A 1,730-nucleotide genomic window follows, 5' to 3' on the forward strand; every position below is an offset into this window, starting at 1 on the left:
CGTCCGCTTCATCGAGGAGATGTGCAAGATGCGCGCCTTCGGCCGCATCTGGGACGAGGTCACCCGCGAGCGCTACGGCATCGAGAACGCCAAGCAGCGCCGCTTCCGCTACGGCGTCCAGGTCAACTCCCTCGGTCTGACCGAGGCGCAGCCGGAGAACAACGTCCAGCGGATCGTGCTGGAGATGCTGGCCGTCACCCTCTCCAAGGACGCCCGCGCGCGTGCCGTGCAGCTCCCGGCCTGGAACGAGGCCCTCGGTCTGCCCCGGCCCTGGGACCAGCAGTGGTCGCTGCGCATCCAGCAGGTGCTGGCCCACGAGAGCGACCTGCTGGAGTACGAGGACATCTTCGAGGGCTCGCACGTCATCGAGACGAAGGTCCGGAAGCTGGTCGAGGAGTCCCTCGCGGAGATCGACCGGATCCAGGAGATGGGCGGCGCGATGGCCGCCGTCGAGTCCGGCTACCTCAAGTCGCAGCTCGTCTCCTCGCACGCCGAGCGCCGGGCCCGGATCGAGTCCGGGCAGGAGAAGATCATCGGCGTCAACATCTTCGAGACCACCGAGCCCAACCCGCTGACCGCCGACCTCGACACGGCGATCCAGACGGTCGACCCGGCCGTGGAGGCCCGGGTGATCGCCTCGCTCCAGCAGTGGCGCGACACCCGCTACCAGCCGCCGTTCAACCACCCGCGCCCCTGCAAGGCGCTGGAGCGGCTGAAGGAGGCCGCCAAGGGCACCGACAACCTCATGGAGGCCACCCTGGAGTGCGCCCGCGCCGGTGTCACCACCGGCGAGTGGGCCGGGGCCCTGCGCGAGGTGTTCGGCGAGTTCCGCGCCCCGACCGGGGTGTCGTCCGCGCCGGTGGCCGTCCCCGCCGAACAGGGCTCCGCCCTCGCCGAGGTGCGCGCGAAGGTGGACGCCACCGCCCGCGAACTGGGCTCGGGCAAGCTGCGGTTCCTGGTCGGCAAGCCGGGTCTGGACGGCCACTCCAACGGCGCCGAGCAGATCGCCGTCCGGGCCCGCGACGCCGGCTTCGAGGTGGTCTACCAGGGCATCCGGCTCACCCCGGAGCAGATCGTGGACGCCGCCCTCGCCGAGGACGTGCACGCGGTGGGTCTGTCGATCCTGTCCGGCTCGCACGCCCAACTGGTCCCGGACGTGCTCGAACGGCTCCGTGTGGCCGGTGCCACAGATATACCGGTGATCGCCGGTGGCATCATCCCGAATGGTGACGCCGAGCAGCTCAGGGCCGCCGGTGTGGCCGCCGTCTTCACCCCGAAGGACTTCGACATCACCGGCATCATCGGCCGCATCGTGGACGAGATCCGGAAAGCGAACAAGCTCGACCCCCTGGAGGTCCCCGCATGACCGTCAACCGTCTTCGTCCGAGGCGCTCGTGTCTCGCCGTCCCGGGCAGCAACCCCCGCTTCCTGGAGAAGGCGCAGGGTCTCCCGGCGGACCAGGTCTTCCTGGACCTGGAGGACGCGTGCGCTCCGCTCGCCAAGCCCGAGGCGCGGCACACCATCGTCAAGTTCCTCAACGAGGGCGACTGGACGGGCAAGACCAGGGTCGTGCGGGTCAACGACTGGACGACCGAGTGGACCTACCGTGACGTCGTGACCGTCGTCGAGGGCGCCGGCCAGAACCTCGACTGCATCATGCTGCCGAAGGTGCAGAACGCCCAGCAGGTCGTGGCGCTGGACCTGCTGCTGACCCAGATCGAGAAGACGAT

General features: G+C 69.6%; 2 protein-coding genes. Both read left to right on the forward strand.

Going from position 1 to position 1,730, the window contains the following annotated elements:
- Window positions 1-1,366 (forward strand): methylmalonyl-CoA mutase family protein (locus tag G6W55_RS37505; protein WP_175525048.1); only part of this gene is annotated, 1,366 nt, incomplete at its 5' end.
- Window positions 1,363-1,730, forward strand: a 368-nt coding sequence (locus G6W55_RS37510; protein ID WP_254876595.1) for a CoA ester lyase, incomplete at its 3' end; no start/stop codon positions are given. The genes G6W55_RS37505 and G6W55_RS37510, both read left to right, overlap by 4 nt.

The sequence above is a fragment of the Streptomyces sp. CAI-85 genome, assembly GCF_013363615.1.
In the GTDB taxonomy this organism is placed as follows: domain Bacteria; phylum Actinomycetota; class Actinomycetes; order Streptomycetales; family Streptomycetaceae; genus Streptomyces; species Streptomyces antibioticus_B.